Annotated in this window: 13 protein-coding genes; 6 read left to right on the forward strand and 7 right to left on the reverse strand. The window is 56.7% G+C overall.

Features of this window, described 5'->3' with window-relative positions:
* Positions 1-324 precede the first annotated feature (324 nt).
* Together araA and WH298_RS18535 are read right to left on the reverse strand one after the other, a co-directional pair.
* Positions 325-1827, reverse strand: coding sequence for an L-arabinose isomerase (gene araA / locus WH298_RS18530; RefSeq protein ID WP_007893802.1), 1503 nt, complete (start codon positions 1825-1827; stop codon positions 325-327).
* 12 nt (positions 1828-1839) lie between these two features.
* The gene (locus WH298_RS18535; protein WP_180823518.1) at positions 1840-3525 is read right to left on the reverse strand and encodes a ribulokinase; all 1686 of its coding nucleotides are present in this window, start codon (positions 3523-3525) and stop codon (positions 1840-1842) included.
* Between the two features lie 365 nt (positions 3526-3890).
* Here WH298_RS18535 and WH298_RS18540 point away from each other — a divergent pair, with 365 nt between their 5' ends.
* From WH298_RS18540 to WH298_RS18560, 5 genes are all read left to right on the forward strand, one after another.
* Positions 3891-4874, forward strand: a complete 984-nt coding sequence (locus WH298_RS18540; protein ID WP_007893809.1) for an arabinose ABC transporter substrate-binding protein — start codon at positions 3891-3893, stop codon at positions 4872-4874.
* Between the two features lie 153 nt (positions 4875-5027).
* Positions 5028-6548: an L-arabinose ABC transporter ATP-binding protein AraG gene (gene araG / locus WH298_RS18545; RefSeq protein WP_180823519.1), complete on the forward strand. Its 1521-nt coding sequence runs from the start codon at positions 5028-5030 to the stop codon at positions 6546-6548.
* Positions 6549-6565: 17 nt separating this feature from the next.
* A complete protein-coding gene (gene araH, locus WH298_RS18550) occupies positions 6566-7552 on the forward strand; it encodes an L-arabinose ABC transporter permease AraH (RefSeq protein ID WP_007893814.1) in 987 nt (328 codons plus the stop codon).
* Between the two features lie 67 nt (positions 7553-7619).
* Entirely contained in the window at positions 7620-8537 is a 918-nt protein-coding gene (gene araC / locus WH298_RS18555; protein ID WP_180823520.1) for an arabinose operon transcriptional regulator AraC, read from the forward strand.
* A 77-nt stretch (positions 8538-8614) separates the two neighbouring features.
* Positions 8615-9655, forward strand: coding sequence for an oxidoreductase (locus tag WH298_RS18560; RefSeq protein WP_007893818.1), 1041 nt, complete (start codon positions 8615-8617; stop codon positions 9653-9655).
* Positions 9656-9741: 86 nt separating this feature from the next.
* On the opposite strand, the gene add is transcribed toward WH298_RS18560, so the two are convergent.
* The 3 genes from add to malX form a co-directional block, all read right to left on the reverse strand.
* Complete coding sequence (gene add / locus WH298_RS18565; RefSeq protein ID WP_180823521.1) at positions 9742-10740, reverse strand: adenosine deaminase; 999 nt, start codon at positions 10738-10740, stop codon at positions 9742-9744.
* A gap of 118 nt (positions 10741-10858) precedes the next feature.
* Positions 10859-12037: a MalY/PatB family protein gene (locus WH298_RS18570; protein ID WP_180823522.1), complete on the reverse strand. Its 1179-nt coding sequence runs from the start codon at positions 12035-12037 to the stop codon at positions 10859-10861.
* Positions 12037-13623 (reverse strand): maltose/glucose-specific PTS transporter subunit IIBC, encoded by a 1587-nt coding sequence (gene malX, locus WH298_RS18575; RefSeq protein WP_180823523.1) that lies wholly within the window; start codon positions 13621-13623, stop codon positions 12037-12039. The genes WH298_RS18570 and malX overlap by 1 nt, the downstream gene beginning before the upstream one ends.
* 173 nt (positions 13624-13796) lie before the next feature.
* Between malX and malI the strand changes: the two genes are divergently transcribed.
* Entirely contained in the window at positions 13797-14825 is a 1029-nt protein-coding gene (gene malI, locus WH298_RS18580; RefSeq protein ID WP_007893832.1) for a Mal regulon transcriptional regulator MalI, read from the forward strand.
* A 28-nt stretch (positions 14826-14853) separates the two neighbouring features.
* On the opposite strand, the gene WH298_RS18585 is transcribed toward malI, so the two are convergent.
* Both WH298_RS18585 and manA read right to left on the reverse strand, forming a co-directional pair.
* Positions 14854-16353, reverse strand: a complete 1500-nt coding sequence (locus WH298_RS18585; protein WP_180823524.1) for a YdgA family protein — start codon at positions 16351-16353, stop codon at positions 14854-14856.
* A 130-nt stretch (positions 16354-16483) separates the two neighbouring features.
* Positions 16484-17659 carry a mannose-6-phosphate isomerase gene (manA, locus tag WH298_RS18590; protein WP_180823525.1) on the reverse strand — a complete coding sequence of 392 codons (1176 nt, stop codon included), beginning with the start codon at positions 17657-17659 and terminating at the stop codon, positions 16484-16486.
* Positions 17660-17679 lie beyond the last annotated feature (20 nt).

A 17679-nucleotide genomic window follows, 5' to 3' on the forward strand; every position in this document is an offset into this window, starting at 1 on the left:
ATGGCCACCTGGTTTGCCTTGTGGCTGTGGGATTGGGTGCTCCGGCCAGGAAAGGCCAGCCCGATCGCAAAGAAACCCTGCATCCATGCAGATCGGCCTCGCCCTCCTGGCTCGGACGCTTTGCTCTTCGGGCTGGTCTTTCCTGACCTCGTGGATAATGTCATCGCTGTTTTAGCACCCACCTTTCCCTCACCCCAGACCTCTCCCGCACACGGGAGAGGGGGCCGATTGTTGTTGGGTGGGAAATCACAGCATTAACTGAACGGTTCCTTCTCCCGCTTGCGGGAGAAGGTTAGGATGAGGGGAGTATCGCAGAGGACTAAATCAACGTGCCAGGCGGTAATAGGCTTCATTCCAGCGCAGCGCATCTTTAAATGCTGGTAAGCGCGTCTCCTCATCAATCACCAGCACTTCAATGCCATTTAGCTCGCCGTAAAGATACATATCATCTAAATCCAGCGCCTGGCTGAACACCGTATGGTGCGCACCGCCGGCCAAAATCCAGGCTTCAGAGGCGGTGGCCAGCGACGGCTGCGCACGCCACAGCGCACGCGCCACCGGTAGTTTTGGCAACGGTTTTGGCTGCTCAATGGCATCCACCACATTCACCAGCAGACGGAAACGATCGCCAAGGTCAATCACGCTGGCATTCACCGCGCGTCCAGCAGGCGTGGAGAAGATCATGCGCGCCGGATCGGCTTTATCACCAATGCCGAGGAACTGCACATCAATCAGCGGCTTCTCCTCTTTGGCGATGGACGGGCACACTTCCAGCATGTGCGAGCCCAACACCAAATCGTTGCCAGGTGAGAAGTGATAGGTGTAATCCTCCATAAATGAGGTCCCGCCCGCCCGTGCGCCCGCTTGTACCTTGAGGATGTGCAGCAGCGCGGCAGTTTTCCAGTCACCTTCACCGGCGAAGCCGTAACCCTGGCCCATCAAGCGCTGCACCGCCAAACCAGGCAGCTGCGTCATGCCGTGTAAGGTCTGGAAGTTGGTCGTGAAAGCTTTGCATCCTTCGGCCTCAAGGAAGCGCTTCAGCCCCAGTTCGATACGCGCCGCATCCAGCACATTTTGCCGCTTGTCCCCGTTTACCGCGGCAGCAGCGGTAAAGCGATATTGGCTCTCATATTCGTCGATTAGCGCGTTGACGTCGCCGTCGCTGACGCTATTAACCACCTCGACCAAATCACCGACGCCCCAGCCGTTCACCGAATAGCCGAACTGAATCTGTGCCGCCACTTTATCGCCTTCGGTCACCGCCACTTCACGCATATTGTCGCCGAAGCGAGCCACTTTTAGCTGCTGGCTAGCCTGTTTGGCCAATGCCGCATTGATCCAGCGGCCAATGCGCTGCTGGCTGGTTTTATCCTGCCAGTGGCCGGTCACCACGCTGTGTTGCAGTCCCATGCGCGCGCCAATAAAACCGAATTCGCGACCGCCGTGCGCGGTTTGGTTAAGGTTCATAAAGTCCATATCCATACTGTCCCACGGAATCTCCGCGTTGAACTGGGTATGGAATTGCAACAAGGGTTTATTCAGGATACTCAGGCCGCCAATCCACATTTTGGCTGGAGAAAAGGTGTGTAGCCAGGTAATGATGCCGACGCACTGATTGTCGTGGTTGGCGTCGCGGCACAAGGCCAGCGCTTCGTCCGGTGACTTCACCAGCGGTTTTAGCACCAGTTGCGTCGGCAAGGTCCCGGCCTGGTTCAATCCGTCCATCACCTGGCGAGCGTGCTGCTCCACCTGACGCAAGGTTTCCGCGCCGTAAAGGTGCTGCGTGCCAATAACAAACCACACCTGTTGTGCGTTGTGCTGTTCCATAAAATCTCTCCTTTACTGAGCGGATGCGGTGCGTGCGGCATACTGCGGTTCAGCGGCCTGGCACCATTGTTGATAACGTTGATAAAGCTGCTGATAAACCACAACGCGCTCGGCGTTGGGTTGCAGCGTCACATCAATCGGACTTGCCATCACCTGCTGAGCGTCAGGCACGTCGGCATACACGCCCGCCGCTACGGCGGCAAAAATTGCGGCACCCAGCGCGCAACATTCGTCAGAGGCGACGATATCCAGCGGACGGTTCATTACATCGCAGCAAGCTTGCATGATGGCGGGGGATTTGCGTGCAATGCCGCCGAGCGTCAGGATGCTCTGCACCGGAATCTGCTGCTGCTCGAAACACTCCATAATGGCGCGCGCGCCAAAGGCGGTGGCGGCGATGAGGCCACCAAACAGCGCAGGCGCATCGGTACCGAGATTGAGGTCGGTAATCACCCCTTTTAAGCGCTGATTAGCATCCGGCGTGCGGCGGCCGTTGAACCAGTCCAGCACCACCGGTAGGTGATCAAGCTGTGGATTGGCGGCCCAGGCTTCAGTGAGATTGCGGATCAGATCTTTTTGCAGCGCGGCCAGCTGCGGCTTGAGTTCAGGATGCTGCTGCGCGGCCTGTTGCAACGGCCAGCCCAGCAGGCGGCTGAACCAGGCATAAATATCACCAAACGCCGATTGTCCAGCTTCACAGCCGATCGCGCCCGGCACCACGCTGCCATCAACCTGGCCGCAAATGCCTTTAATGGCGCGGTCGCCGACGGTGTCGCTGTCGGCAATCAAGATGTCGCAGGTTGAGGTACCAATCACCTTCACCAGCGTATAAGGCTGTGCGCCAGCACCAACGGCACCCATATGGCAGTCAAAGGCGCCGCCCGACAAGACCACCTGTTCAGATAAGCCGAGGCGCTGCGCCCACTCGCTGCTCAGCGTGCCGACCGGGATATCGGCGGTCCAGGTTTCAGTGAAGAGCGGGGAGTCGAGCTTTTCGCTCAGGATCGGATCGAGCGCGTTGAAGAAGTCAGCCGGCGGCAGGCCTTGCCATTCCGGATGCCACAATGATTTATGTCCGGCTGCGCAGCGCCCACGTCGCAGTTGCGCGGGGGCGGTGGTGCCGCTGAGTAACGCCGGCACCCAATCGCACAGTTCCACCCAAGACACTGCCGCGTCACGTACCGCAGCATCTGCGCGTGACACGTGCAGTATCTTGGCCCAGAACCACTCCGACGAATACACGCCGCCAATATAGCGGGTGTAATCGTTGAAACGACCGCTACGACACAGCTGATTGATCTCTTCGGCTTCCTCAATCGCGGTGTGATCTTTCCACAGCACAAACATCGCATTCGGATTGCTGGCGAACTCAGGACGCAGCGCCAGCACGTTGCCATCGCGATCGATAGGCGCCGGTGTGGATCCGGTGGAATCGACGCCGATGCCGACAACGGCAGCGCGCTGCTCCGGTGTTAATGCCTTCACCACCGCCACAATCGCCTGTTCCAGCGCATCAATGTAGTCCTGCGGATGATGGCGAAAGCGGTTGCTATGGGGATCGCAGAATTCCCCGTTGGCCCAGCGAGCGTAGTTTACCACCGCTTTTTCCAGCTCTTTACCACTGTGGCAGTCCACGGCCAGCGCGCGCACCGAGTCACTGCCAAAATCCAGCCCAATTGTTATGGTGCCAGCACCCATTGGGATTCTCCTGTGTGAGTTATCTGGCTCTATCCTGGAAGGGTGGCGCATAAGCGGTTAGTCATCAGCGGCTGAGAATATGCACTTTTCTGCCATCGGCGACGTTGTGTGATCCATAGCAAAAGTTAATGGCCGGTTAAATTCGCTGTATATATGGAGAATTTTGTCATCGTTTTAGGATGTGATACCGCTCTACATTTTTCCCCGTCATTCCCGCTACAACTAGCCCAGCGTTTGCACAGCCTTTGCACAACCGCTGCGCTAACGCACTGATTTTCAGCCTTACCCTATGAATAAATTTGATTGGTAGCGTTTACACCGATTGGTTAATAACAGCCAAAAACATCATTGTGCCGGAGAGCATCATGCATAAATTCACTAAAGCGCTGGCGGCGGTTAGTCTCGCCGCGGTTATGTCACAATCCGCTATCGCCGAGACCATGAAACTCGGTTTCCTCGTTAAACAACCGGAGGAGCCCTGGTTCCAGACAGAATGGAAATTCGCTGATAAAGCGGGCAAGGATCTCGGTTTTGAAGTGATCAAAATTGCGGTACCTGACGGCGAGAAAACCCTCAATGCCATCGATAGCCTGGCCGCCAGCGGCGCCAAAGGCTTCGTCATCTGTACACCGGATCCCAAGCTCGGTTCGGCGATTGTCGCCAAAGCGCGCGGCTACGGTCTGAAAGTAATCGCGGTAGATGACCAATTCGTTACTGCCAAAGGCAAGCCGATGGATACCGTGCCCCTGGTGATGATGGCGGCGACCAAAATTGGCGAGCGTCAGGGACAAGAGCTCTATAAAGAGATGCAGAAACGCGGCTGGGATGCGAAAGAGACCGGCGTAATGGCGATCACGGCTAACGAGCTCGACACAGCACGTCGTCGTACCAGCGGTTCAATGGACGCCCTGAAAGCGGCCGGATTCCCGGAGAAACAGATCTACCAGGTGCCGACCAAATCCAACGATATCCCAGGCGCATTTGACGCCGGTAACTCGCTGCTGGTGCAGCATCCGGAAGTGAAACACTGGCTGATTCTTGGCATGAACGATAACACCGTGCTGGGCGGCGTGCGCGCCACCGAAGGCCAGGGCTTTAAAGCACCGGACGTCATCGGTATCGGCATCAACGGCGTGGATGCGGTGAGTGAGCTGTCGAAAGGTTCTGCTACCGGTTTCTACGGCTCGCTGCTGCCAAGTCCGGATGTGCACGGTTATAAGAGCAGCGAGATGCTCTACAACTGGGTCACTAAAGATCAGGAACCGCCGAAGTTCACCGAAGTCACCGATGTGGTGCTAATTACCCGCGATAACTTCAAAGCCGAACTGGATAAGAAAGGGCTGAAGTAATCCCATCTCTCCCAAAACAATACTAACAGGTAGCCAAAATAATTCGCGTTGCAGCAAGGCGGCAAGCGCGCTCAGCCCGAGGTAAGTGACTGGGGTGAGTGGGCGCAGCCAACGCTGCTGCGGCGCGAAGTATGAAGGCTTAGAGGAGTTACCATGAACACTGATCAAGCCTTTCTGTCGTTTCATGGCATTAGCAAGACCTTCCCTGGCGTAAAGGCGCTGCAGGACATCTCATTCAGCTGCCGTGCCGGTGAAGTGCATGCGCTGATGGGGGAAAACGGTGCCGGTAAATCGACGCTATTGAAGATCCTCAGCGGCAGCTATCAGCCGAGCGGCGGTGAGATTCGCATCAAAGGCCAGCCGAAGAGCTTCAACAATACGGTGGATGCGCTGGATGCCGGCGTGGCCATCATTTATCAGGAGCTGCATCTGGTGCCGGAAATGAGCGTGGCTGAGAACATCTATCTCGGCCAGCTGCCGCACAAGCGTGGGCTGGTGAATCGCAAACTGCTGCGCTACGAGGCAGGTTTACAGCTGCAAAATCTGGGGATGAATATCGATCCGGATATGCCGCTGAAATATCTGTCGCTGGGTCAGTGGCAGATGGTGGAGATCGCCAAAGCGCTGGCGCGTAATGCGCGCATTATCGCCTTTGATGAACCCACCAGTTCGCTCTCGGCGCGCGAGATCGACCATCTGTTCCGCGTTATTCGCCAGCTGCGCGAGCAGGGCCGCACCGTGCTGTACGTGTCGCATCGCATGGAGGAAATTTTTGCGCTCAGTGATGCCATTACCGTGTTCAAAGATGGCCGCTATGTACGCACCTTCACCGACATGAAAAATACCCATCATGACGATTTAGTGCAGGCGATGGTGGGGCGCAATCTGGGGGATATTTACGGTTACGCGCCACGTGAATTGGGCCCGGTGCGTCTGCAGCTGGACGCGGTGGAAGCGAAAGGCGTGCGAATGCCGATTTCACTGACGGTGCGTGCCGGTGAGATCGTCGGCCTGTTTGGGCTGGTCGGCGCGGGGCGCAGCGAACTGATGAAAGGGCTGTTCGGTGCCACCAAACTGCGTGGCGGCACCGTGACGCTGGATGGCAAAAAGCTCAACATTCGTCAGCCGATTGATGCGATTCGCGCTGGCATCATGCTGTGTCCGGAAGATCGTAAATCTGAGGGCATCATTCCGGTGCATTCGGTGCGCGATAACATCAACATCAGCGCGCGCCGTCACAATCTCACCGCGGGTTGCCTGATTAAACCGAGCTGGGAGGCGAAAAACGCGGATATCCATATTCGTTCGCTCAACATCAAAACGCCCGGTCCGCAGCAGCTGATCATGAACCTGTCGGGTGGCAACCAGCAGAAGGCGATTCTCGGTCGCTGGCTGTCGGAAGAGATGAACGTGATTCTGCTGGATGAGCCAACGCGTGGCATTGACGTCGGCGCCAAACATGAAATCTACAACCTGATTTACCAGCTGGCGAAGAAGGGAATTGCGGTGCTGTTTGCCTCCAGCGATCTACCGGAAGTGATGGGTTTAGCCGACCGCATTCTGGTGATGCGCGAAGGTGAGATCGCCGGTGAACTGCCCCACGATACGGCCACAGAGCAGCTGACGCTCAGCCTGGCGATGCCAAAAACCACTCAAGCGGCCGCCGTGGCCTGATGTAAAGGAGATCCATAATGGCTTCATCTACCACTTCCAACACGCCACCGGCGCAGCGCAATGGGCTGCAGCTGGGGCGGATTTGGGACAACTTCGGCATGCTGGTGGTGTTCGCGCTGCTGTTTATCGTCTGTGCCATTTTCGTGCCGAACTTTGGTTCGATCATCAACATGAAAGGTCTCGGCCTGGCGATGTCGATGTCCGGCATGGTGGCGTGCGGCATGCTGTTCTGCCTGGCTTCCGGTGATTTTGACCTCTCGGTAGCCTCGGTGATTGCCTGCGCCGGCGTCGTGACCGCGGTGGTGATCAACATGACCGAAAGCCTGTGGATTGGCGTGGCAGCAGGTTTGCTGCTCGGCATGGCCACCGGCTTTATTAACGGTTTTGTTATCGCCCGACTGAAAATCAACGCCTTGATCACCACGCTAGCGACCATGCAGATTGTGCGCGGCCTGGCTTACATCTTCTCCGACGGTAAAGCGGTGGGCATTGAAGACGAGCGCTTCTTTACCCTCGGTTACGCCAACTGGCTGGGCGTGCCTGCGCCTATCTGGCTGACCATTGCGACCATGGTGCTGTTCGGTTTCCTGCTGAACAAAACCACCTTTGGCCGCAACACGCTGGCGATTGGTGGCAATGAAGAAGCCGCGCGCCTCGCCGGCGTGCCGGTGGTGCGCACCCGTATCATCATCTTTATCTTGTCCGGTTTAGTCTCAGCGGCGGCAGGTATTATTCTGGCTTCGCGCATGACCAGCGGCCAGCCGATGACCTCACTCGGTTACGAGTTGATTGTGATTTCCGCTTGCGTGCTGGGTGGCGTTTCGCTGAAAGGCGGCATCGGCAAAATCTCCTACGTGGTGGCGGGGGTATTGATTCTCGGTACGGTTGAGAATGCGATGAATTTATTGAATATCTCGCCGTTCTCACAGTATGTGGTGCGCGGTTTGATACTGTTAGCGGCGGTGATTTTTGACCGCTACAAACAGAAAAATAAAGCCGCCTGATAACCCCGGCTGAGCGCGCCTGATCAAGGGCGCGCTCAGCGCATTTCACGCGAAAAGTGAGGGCACTATGTACCACCGTGAACCCCCGAGTGAGCAGCAGAACCCCTTATTGCCGGGTTATCCCTTTAACGCCTGGCTGGTGGCGGGGTTGACGCCGATTAACGCCAACGACGCGCTGGATTTCTTTATTGACCGCCCGCACGGCATGAAAGGCTACATCCTCAATTTGACCATTAAAGGTCAGGGGCGCGTGTTTGATGGCGAATCTGCCTTCGACTGCGAACCGGGAGATTTGCTGCTGTTTCAACCGAAAACGCCGCACTATTATGGCCGCGCGCCCGATAGCCCGTGCTGGTTCCACCGCTGGGTCTATTTCCGTCCGCGTGCCTACTGGGCCGACTGGTTGCAGTGGCAGGATGAAAGCCAGGGCGTTGGCCGCTTGCGCCTCACCGAAGCGCAGCGTGCCGAGTTTGATCGCCTGTTCGCCAGCATTGAGCAAACGCATAATTCCGGACGCCGTTTCGCCGAAGAGCTGGCGATGAACCTGTTAGAACGTCTGCTGTTGCGCGCAGTGGAAGAAGATCCGCGTAGCCATCAGCAGATTCGCGATCCGCGCGTGATTGAAGCCTGCCAGTACGTCACCAATCATCTGGCGGGTGAAGTGAAGATTGAAGAGGTAGCGCGCCATGTGTGTTTGTCGCCGTCTCGCCTGGCGCATCTGTTCCGCGAGCAGATGGGCATAAATCTGCTGCGCTGGCGAGAAGACCAGCGGGTGATCCGTGCCAAACTGCTACTGCAAACCACCCAGGAACCGATCGCTTCGGTTGGTCGCGAAGTGGGTTACGATGACCAGCTCTATTTCTCGCGCGTGTTCCGCAAGCGGGTGGGCGTAAGCCCCAGCGACTTCCGCCGCCGCAGCCAGGATGCGCAGGATGCCTTGGTGGCGCATGAGAGCTGGCAATCCGCACGGAGTGCTATTTCCTGAGTTTTCAGGTGATTCCGCCTTGTTCTTACAGACCGATTCGTCTTAAATCAGTCTGGTAACGAACAAGAGGAATGAGAATGAGCGATAAACTACGTGTCGGCCTAATCGGCTACGGTTTTGCCAGCAAAACCTTCCATGCACCCTTGATCGCCGGTACGCCGGATGTTGAGCTGGCGGCGATCTCAAGCAGCGATGCCAGCAAAGTTCATGCTGACTGGCCGTCAGTGCAGGTGGTTTCCGATCCACAGGCGCTGCTGGACGACCCGACACTGCAACTGATTGTTATTCCGACCCCGAATGACACCCATTTCCCCTTAGCCAAAGCGGCACTGAACGCCGGTAAACACGTGGTGGTTGATAAACCGTTTACCGTGACGTTGTCACAAGCGCGTGAGCTGGATGCATTGGCAAAAGCCAAAGGTTTGCTGCTGTCGGTGTTCCATAACCGTCGCTGGGACAGTGATTTCCTGACGCTGAAAAATCTGCTCAACGAAGGAACTCTGGGCGAAGTACGCTACTTTGAATCGCACTTTGATCGCTTCCGTCCGGAAGTGCGCCAGCGCTGGCGTGAGATGAAAGGCGCGGGCAGCGGTATCTGGTTCGATCTTGGACCGCACGTGCTGGACCAGGCGCTGCAGCTGTTTGGCACGCCAGTCGCCATCAACGTGGATATGGCCGAACTGCGTCCGGGCGCGCAAACCACCGATTACTTCCATGCGGTGCTTACCTATCCAACGCGTCGCGTGGTGCTGCATGCCAGCATGCTGGTGGCGGCGGAATCGGCACGCTTCGTGGTGCACGGCACCCGTGGCAGCTACGTCAAATACGGTCTGGATCCGCAGGAAGATCGGCTGAAAGCGGGTGAGCGTCCGCCACAGGAAGATTGGGGCTATGACATGCGCAACGGCACGCTGACGCTGGCGGAAGGCGATGTGATGGTGGAGAAAGAGTTGCTGACATTGCCGGGTAACTATCCGGCGTACTATGCCGGCATTCGCGATGCCATTGCCGGTACGGGTGCGAATCCGGTACACGCGGAAGAGGCGATTCAGGTGATGGAGTTGATCGAGCTGGGCTTGCAGTCCGCCGAAAAACGCCAGACGATGTCGTTGCGGTAATCGCTTACTACCTTTCCGTTGGGAACGCTGATACTCGCTTTACTCCCTCACCCCAACCCTCTCCCGCATGCGGGAGAGGGAATGTTTTAGCCCGCTACGCGTGTGCGCAGCGCTGCTTTCTCTGCATCATTCAGAAACGCGATGGTCACGCCATTATCCTGTGCCTGACGCATCTCTTCAGCGCTCAATCCCGCCTGTGGCGCCGCCACTTCGTATTCATGAGCCAGTTCAACGCCCTGAACCGCCGGATCGTCAGTGTTGATGGTCGCCAGAATGCCGTGTTGCAGGAAGGTTTTCAGCGGATGATTGCTCAGCGACGACACGGTGCTGGTCTGAATATTCGAGGTCAGGCAAGATTCAATCCCAATACGCTGCTCGGCGAGGAAATCCATTAGCGCGCGATCTTCAATCGCCTTGACGCCGTGACCGATACGCTCAGCGCCCAGTTCACGAATCGCTTGCCAAATGCTTTCCGGACCCGCCGCTTCACCGGCGTGGACGGTAATGCGGAAGCCCGCATCGCGTGCCCGATTAAAGTGGCTCAGGAATTCGCTGCCCGGGAAGCCTAACTCATCGCCGGCCAGATCGACCGCAGTGATGCCATCGCGATGCGCCAGTAAGCCTTCCAGCTCACGCAGGCAGGCTTCCTCGCCAAAAGTACGGCTCATGATGCCCGTCAGGCGAACATCGACGCCGTATTGCGCAATACCGGCACGCACGCCGTCAATCACCGCTTCAACCACGCCGGCAATCGGCAGGTTGTGGGTCATCGCCATATAACCTGGTGAGAAGCGCAACTCCGCATAATGGATACCGGCACGCGCCGCATCCTCGACGTTTTCCAGCGCAATGCGACGGCAGGCATCAAGATCGCCCAGCACTTTCACGCCCCAATCCAGTTTCTGCAGGAAGCTCACCAGATCCGGCTCGTTGGCGGTGACCTGCACATGCGGACGCAATGCATCGAGTGAATCGGCGGGCAGCGCGAGATTATATTGGCGACCTAAATCGAGAATGGTTTGTGCGCGAATATTGCCATCAAGGTGGCGGTGGATATCGGTGAGGGGGAGTTTAAGATCAATCATGGCGCACTCGCTTCAGTTTCATAAAGTGCAGAGGATTATAAAAACATCTTGCGCAACAGCGCCAGCGATTTGCGCAAACAGTAAAACGGATGCTGAATTAATCAGCATCCGTCGCATTTTAGAACGATTTTAACCCGGCGATCAGACGATCCAGCCCGTCATCCAGTTTGCTACGCGGGCAACCGGCGTTGAGACGCAGATAACCGCGACTCGCCGCACCGTAGGTTGAACCGGGCATGATCGCCACCTTGTATTGATGTATCAGACGCTGTTGTAGTGCCTGTTCGTCCATGCCAAGTGGATTGAGATCGATCCACGCCAGATAGGTGGCGGCCGGTGGCTGCCAGTTGAGCGGCGGACACGCGGCATTCAGGCGCTGAGCGATGTGCTGCATATTGCCGCGCAGATAATGGCGCAATGCATCCAGCCACGGCGCGCCATTGCGATAAGCGGCAATGGTCGCGGCAACCGCCATAACCGCCGGTGAGGACAAGCCATCCTGCTGCTTCAAAGCGCGGAACCACGCCTGACGATCGCGCTCGTCAGGAATGATGCCCCAGGCGCCGGTCAGCGCCGGAATGTTGAAGCTCTTGGAGGCCGAGGTAAATAGCACCCAATCAGATGCGGCAACCTTGCTCCACGGCGTATGACGCACATCACCCAGCACCATATCCATATGAATTTCATCGCTGATGACCTTGACGCCGTGCCGCTCGCACAGCATCGCCATCTGCTGCAACTCCTGCAATTGCCACACTTTTCCTGTTGGGTTATGTGGACTGCAAAGCAGCATCACTTTGCAGCGCGGCCGTGCCAGTAACGTCTCCAGCTTTGCCATATCACAAACCCATTCGTTACCGTGACGCTGCAGCGGCAGCTCCAGTACGCTACGTTGATTGCCATTGATGGTGTGGTAGAACGCATCGTAGGCGGGCGTGTGGATCAGCACTTCATCGTCAGGCTGCGTCCAGTGGCGCAACAGCTGCGCCACCATATAAATCACTGACGGGCCATAAACCAATGATTCTGCCGGGACTTCAGTATTAAATCGGCTGCGCATCCAGTGCTGCAGTGCGGCGAGAAAATCATCATGCTGCCAGCGGCTGTAACCGAAAACACCGTGGTCGAGTCGCTGCTGTAGCGCCTCGATGATGCAAGGCGCGGTGGCGAAGTCCATATCGGAGATGGTGAAGGGCAGTAAGTCCGCCACGCCGAAGCGGTCGGCGACAAAATCCCACTGCGTGCACCAGCTGCCGTGGCGATCGACCACGCGATTGAAAGCGAAATCCTGCATCATTACACCGTTGCGCTCATCAGGTGCGCCATCTCATCTTTCACCGACTGTACCTGCGGCCCCATCACCACTTGCAGATTGGTGGCATTGACATGGACCACGCCAATCGCGCCGTTGGCTTTCAGTGTCGCATCATCCACCTTGCTCATATCGACCACGGTAATACGCAGACGCGTCAGGCAGTTATCCAGCGAAGCGATGTTTTCAACGCCGCCCAGTGCCGACAGAATCGCTGGCGTATTAAAGCCAGATTTCCCCACGCTGGCACGGCTGACCTGCTGAGCCACGCTGTTGGTCTCGATTTCGCGGCCCGGCGTTTTGATATTGAAGTGACTGATAGCAAAGCGGAAGATGGCGTAATAGCCCACGAACCACACTGCAGCAATCACCGGCACCCAGTACCATTTGGTCGAGAGGCCGTGCAGTACGCCGAACACGAAGAAGTCGATGACGTTGCCGTCGGTGTTACCGATGGTCACGCCAAGCATCGCCATCACGGTAAAGCCTAAACCGGTCAACAGCGCGTGGATGAGATACAGCACCGGCGCGACGAACAGGAACAGGAACTCCAGCGGTTCAGTGGTGCCGCCTACTACGCAGGCCACCACGCCAGAAATCAGCAGCCCTTTAATTTTATGACGATTTTCCGGACGGGCGCAGTGATACATGGCTAAAGCCGCACCGGGCAAACCACCGAGGAAGGCCGGCATTTTACCCTGAGACAGGAAACGCGTGGCGCTCTCGGCAAAGCCGTGCGTATCCGCACAGGCCAGCTGCGCCTGGAAAATGGTTAACGCGCCGCTGACGCTTTTCCCGCACACATCCAGCGTGCCGCCGGCATCGGTGAAGCGAATGATCGCCACCAGAATGTGCTGTAAACCAAACGGCAATAGCAAACGTTCACCGGTACCGAAGATCATTGGGCCAAATTCACCGGCGCTGTTGATTACCCAGCCAAGACCGGTAATCGCGCGGGCGAAGAAAGGCCAAATCAGCGGAACCACTAAGCCCAGCACGCCCATTGCCATTGCCGTGACGATCGGCACAAAACGCGTACCGCCGAAGAAGGCCAGCGCATCCGGTAGGCGAATGTTGTGGAAACGCTCGTGCAGCCAGAACACCACGATGCCGACGATCACCGCGCCGAGAATCCCGGTGTCAATCGATTGAATGCCGAGGATGTTTTGCACGTTGTTGGCTTTCAGCACCGCCGCATCGGTGGTCGGCAGAATGCCATTGATATTGAGCCAGAAGTTGATACTCAGGTTCAGCACCGCATAACCGACAAAACCGGCAAACGCCGCTACGCCTTTATTCTCGCGCGCCATACCGAGTGGAATGGCAATCGCAAACATTACCGGCAGATAGCTGAAAGCAAATGACCCGATTTTCGCCAGCCAGATAAACAGGTATTGCAGGAAAGGCTGATCGAGCAGAGGAATCAGCGTCAGAACGTCGTGGCTGCTGAGCGAACTGCCGATCCCCAGCAAAATGCCGCAAAACGACAGCAGCGCAACGGGCAACATAAAGGTTTTACCCAGACTTTGGAAAAACTCCCAAAGTGACATTTTCGGGCGGGTGGCGGACATAGGATCTCCTGGCAAAAAAGTGAAAGGCTTCAAGGTGGTCAAGGATGATAAAACGTTTTACCACTTTTTTTTGTGGCTATAATCACAAAGAGTGACTAATCGCAGACTTTATTTTTGATGAAATCAGTGTAACGTTTTATCTCTTTGTTTTTGCTCGTCGGTAACGGAACACTATGTCCCAGCAGAAAACCACTATTCATGATGTGGCATTGGTCGCCGGGGTTTCGGTCTCTACCGTGTCGTTGGTGTTATCAGGAAAAGGGCGCATCTCGCCCGCCACCGCCACACGCGTCAATCAAGCGATTGAGCAGCTTGGCTATGTACGAAATCGCTCTGCATCCATCTTGCGCGGCGGAGAAAGTGGCGTCATCGGCTTGATTGTGCGCGATCTTAGCCAGCCCTTTTATGCCGCAATGACCGCCGGACTCAGCGAAATACTGGAGCAGCAGGGCAAAGTGCTGGTGTTGACACAAAGCGGTCAGCATGGACAGCATCTTAAACGCTGTTTTGACACACTGGTGGCGCAGGGAGCGGAGGGCATTGTGCTGGGCGGCGCGGTGGCGCAGGCGGAAACGCTGGTACCGCTAGCACAAGAGCAGAACATCGCCTTGGTCTGCGCCGCGCGCGCCAGCAGTTTGGACAATGTCGATTCGTTACGTCCCGACAACAGCCAGGCGGCACGCATCGCCACCGAATATCTGATTCGCCAGGGTCATCAGCGTATCGCCTGGATGGGCGGATTAGGATCGTCACTGACGCGAGCGGAGCGGATTGGCGGCTATTGCGCTACCTTGCTGCAATATGGCTTGCCGTTTCGATCCGACTGGATCATTGAGTGCGATGATCGCCAGCAAAGCGTGTCGGCGTTGACGCTGGCATTGCTGCGCCAGCATCCCGGCATCACCGCAATTCTGGCGCATAACGGCAGCACCGCGCTCGGCTGTTACTTCGGGGCGTTACGCTGTGGGCGAACCTTTGGCGAAGGCGCGGTAGACAGTTATTACACCCAGCAGCTGGCGCTGGTGGGCTTCAACGACGATCCGCAGCGAGAATTACACGATCCCACCATGACTTTTGTCAGTAGCGAAGCGCGGGATGTGGGGCGGCGTGCAGCGGAGAGAATGTTGCAAAGGCTGCTGCAGCCAGAGGCGGAAATTCAGAGTTTGATCGTACCGCCGCAATTGATGCGCGGAGAAGCGTAAGGGCGGCCAGGCGGCCGCCCACAAGAGATTACTCCGGCATACCTTCGCTGGTTGGCGCACCCAGCATATAGCGTGACAGGAACTGCTCCAGCGTCATCTTGTCGCCATTCATGGTGACCTGACCGTTGCCGTACTGCAGGCTGGTGACGATGTTGTCATCCTGCTGCTGTGTCAGACGGAACATCTGGCCCATCGCGGCTAAGCCTTTCACCTGCTGATCCGCCAGCTTCTGCGCATCATCGCCCTGATATCCCTCCGCCAGACCGACATGACGCATGGTTTCCGTGGCCATCGGCATATTGATGGTCAGTTTACCGTCGAGGTTTTTCAACACGCGATCTACCGCGGCACCCAAACTCTGCGCTTCACCGGTCACGGTGGCCGGATCGTTAAAGCCCAGGTTCAGATTGAAGCTGCTCTCGCCCTTGTCATTTTTCCAGCTCAGCGGCGCAATGCTTAAGGTTGGCGAGCCTTTTAACAGCGTTGGCAGGTTATTACGCAGGATGGTTTGCACGCTGGCCTGATAGCGAATCGGATCTTCCGCTACGCCCGGCTGGCTTAGCAGATCTTGCATCTGGGCGTTGTAGGTGTCGGAGAAGGCTTTCACTGCCTGCGCATCGAATTGCGCGAAGGTCATCGCCAGTTTGGCTTCACCAAATGGCTGCTTCTGCAGGGTAATTTTGTCAACGTTCACGTCCAGCTTGCCGCCAATCTTGCCCTCTTTATTATCAAAGGAAGAGGTGGTTTTCAGCTTCTCCAGCGAGAGACCTTCCTGGCCGTTGATGCTGGCGTTTAGCTTATCCAGAGAGATGGATTGATCGCCAACGCGCACGCCTTCCGGGCTGAGATGCGTATCGCCGCTGAGTTTCAGGCCATTCAAGGTGAACAGCACCGGCATGTCGACCTGATTTTTACTGGTCACCGCGATGCTGGAGAAGTCGCCGTCCAGACTAACCTTATCGCCTTTGCTATCGGCGCTGATATTCAGCGAACCGCCGTTGGTCGCCAGACGATCGCCCGTTTGCGCATTGTTGTAATCCACCGCCAGCAGCGTGAGATCGGTATCGGTCGCGCCACTGTAGCCCACGCGCGTATCGGCATTAACCAGCGATTTACCGTTGGTCAATTCAAACAGTTTCTTCACCGCATCGGTGTTTTCCAGTTCGGTATGCACTGATGCCATACTTGGGATCAGGCTGCCACGTTTCAGCTGGGCTAACGGGAAAGGACCGTGATCGATGGTCTCGTTCAGCACGATGCTTTGACCAGGCTTCAACAGCGGATTGTCATTGGTTTGCGAGCTGGCCTGCACCACCAGTTTGGTCTTGCTGCTGAACACGCCACGCTGATAATCCTGATAGCTCAGCGTCAAACGGCTATTGGGCGCGTAAGCATTCAGCTGCGCATTGGCATTCTGCAACATCTCATCCATGTGGCTTTCCAGTTGTTTACCGGTAAACCATGAAGCACCAGTCCAAATCACGCCGAGCGCCACAATCACACCTACGGCAACCTTGGTCTTTTTCATCGCTGTGTCGTCCTTATCCTTGCGTCCGCACGCCGCTGGTCGGTGCGCGACGGGTGAAGAAAAACGCCCGCAGGCGTTTTAAATTAATAGTTTGAAAGAATAGCAGTTAATGCTGCAAGCGTCAGCCGGATCAGTCCAGCGTATTAAACACGCGCGCCAGTCGTCCGGTACCTGCTGCGCTCACCGGTGACTCGTTGGCGGCGACAAAACAGGATTCACCCGGCTTCAGCACCAGTTGTTGACCAGACTTCTCAATCACCGCCTGGCCTTCGATACAGAACAGCAGGGCAGCACTGTTTTGCGCCAGGGCCTGCGGCGCAGCTGACAGCGCATGGATAGCGAAGGCAAAATCCTCCACTGGAATCGGGAAGTTCAGCGTTTCGCCGTCGCGCTGCGGTTGCGTCAGCAGCGTCGCCGCCGGTTTTGCATGGAATTTCAGGTTAGCCAGCAATTCCGGGATATCGATAAACTTCGGCGTCAGACCGGCGCGTAGCACGTTATCGGAGTTCGCCATCACTTCCAGCGCCACGCCTTTTAAATAGGCGTGTGGCGTTTCGGCGAACAGGAACATCGCTTCGCCCGGCTGCAGCGTGATCACATTCAGCAGCAGCGGGGAAAACAGGCCGCTGTCATCGGGATAATCGGCGGCAATGGATTTGATGGTTTGCCACGGCTCGCCTTCACGGGAATTGAGCGCCGATTTCAACACGCCAATCGCGCGTGATTTAGCCTCATTTTTCAACGACAGCAGGGTGGCGAACAGTTTTGCCAGATTGGCTTCGTTGGCATTCTCCAGGAAGTGGGCGATTTGCGGATGCGCGCCAGCGACCGGTTCCAGCAGCGAGACAATCTCATGCAGCTCGCGGAAACCGTTCATCGCCTGGAAGGGCGTCAATGCATACACCAACTCCGGCTTATGATTGGCATCTTTATAGTTACGTTCGGCGGCGCTCAGTGGAATGCCGGCGGCATTTTCTAGCGCAAAGCCCTGCTCGGCGGCGGCTTTACTTGGATGCACCTGAATCGACAGCGGCTGTTCGGCACACAGCACTTTAAACAGGAACGGCAGCTCGCCAAAACGCTCAGCGACGGCTTTGCCCAGCGTGGCCACTTTATCCGCATCGATCACATCGCGCAGCGAACGCGCTTCACCGTTTACGTCAACGGTGGAAGGACTTTTTGGGTGCGCGCCCATCCACAGCTCGGCCATTGGCAACCCCTGCGGATTTTCGATGCCGTAAAGTTTGGTCAGCGCAGTTTTGCTGCCCCAGGCGTAATTTTGCAGCGAATTGTTCAATTTTTGCATCGTTTACCCTTAATAACCGT

This window comes from Pantoea nemavictus (genome assembly GCF_037479095.1).
Classification (GTDB): domain Bacteria; phylum Pseudomonadota; class Gammaproteobacteria; order Enterobacterales; family Enterobacteriaceae; genus Pantoea; species Pantoea nemavictus.